The organism is Roseateles sp. P5_E11 (assembly GCF_054049355.1).
In genome coordinates this window covers 1-1,291 of record NZ_JBFUMO010000985.1, presented here as the reverse complement: position 1 = coordinate 1,291, position 1,291 = coordinate 1, and the positions used below count along the sequence as shown (strand labels likewise).

Sequence of the window (1,291 nt, the reverse complement as noted above, 5' to 3'; positions counted from 1 at the left end):
GAGTGAGATGGTAACCATCCACTTCGAAAGCCCTGCGCGCGGTGGCGAAAAGGCTCTTTAGGAAAGCTTGGGGACCTCCATCACCGACCTTGAACGGCCCGCTCATGTCGCCGTACCGAGCAGCTACAGTTGCAGCGTCCCCTTCTTGAATAGCGACCGTTTCGCGCTGAAGCTCCATGCGCTCCCCGGTGGCTAGCCAGATATCCGTAGTTCTGCCGTCGCTGTGCCCAATCATGCACGGCAGGCGTCCGCCTCTAGATTCTCGGCCTAACGAATGGTCCTCGTCATCTGACATTGTTTTGGGCTCTGCTAGTCCCAGCTCCTTGTGCGCGTCAGCAACAAGTTTCGCAATGGTTCCGTAAGCGATGGCGACAGCATCCAGTAACTCATAGTCAGGAAGCGAGTTTTCCACCCAGCGCCTCTGGATCCTAAGGAAGCCATCCTTCAGCACGTGCTGCTTAAGCTCTTGACTGGGAATATCTTCGATAAGCTGACGAGGACTCTGAAATAGCTCGGCGCGGACATCCATTCTTGGACCATTATCGTAGTAAGAAGCAACAATCTCCGCACGGACCATGCTGTAAGTTTCGAGATCCCCCTGTTTTTCTATTCTATTTCTCGCATCCACCATCCATCTCATTAATGGATTCGCCTTGAGCTTTTGCTGCCACACGTCGTACCATGCATCAAAGTCGTTGAAAATCTTCTTATGCGCCTGGAGCACGAATGTGACCGTGCGCAAGGTTTGGATCGCGGTTTGAATTGACACCCGAAAATGTTCGGGGTCAAAGTAACCAGCCTCGGCCTGATGCCAATATTTATGAACCACCTCCAGCCTTTTGTCGACCGTGGCCAGCGGGCATGAATAGTCGGATTCGTGCGTCATCACAGTTTCGCTACAGATATTTTCATCAGCGGCCAGACAGATATCGCTACGGGCCGATTTCCGTACGAATTGTCGCCATCGAATGCACAGAGGCAGACTAGATCAGCCAGCTCAACGGCCCGCGAACTGACAGCACGCCCGCTAGCCCGCAGGTCGCTGTGGCGCGGCTTTGGCGGCCACTGGAAGCGCAGGGGCAGGTGCGCGCTCCACCCCCTCTATCAGTAGCTGCCTAGCCCCGTCGGGTATCGGCATTTCGTCGAGCAGATTGACTACTAGCCCTGCGCTTCTCACGAGCGCAGCGAGTGGTTTGTCATTGGTCACGACCCGCGCGCCGTGCACTTTGGCAATCGCGGCAATCTGCCAGTCCACCTTGATGCGCTGCCAGTCTGCGCTTGTGGGAAGGGG

Annotated in this window: 2 pseudogenes; both read right to left on the bottom strand. The window is 55.6% G+C overall.

The features are described 5' to 3' along the window. Positions 1 to 886: pseudogene (locus ACXJKR_RS32725) on the bottom strand (hypothetical protein); the annotation flags it as partial. Positions 887 to 1,027: 141 nt separating this feature from the next. Then, positions 1,028 to 1,291 (bottom strand): annotated as a pseudogene (locus ACXJKR_RS32720) (hypothetical protein); the annotation flags it as partial.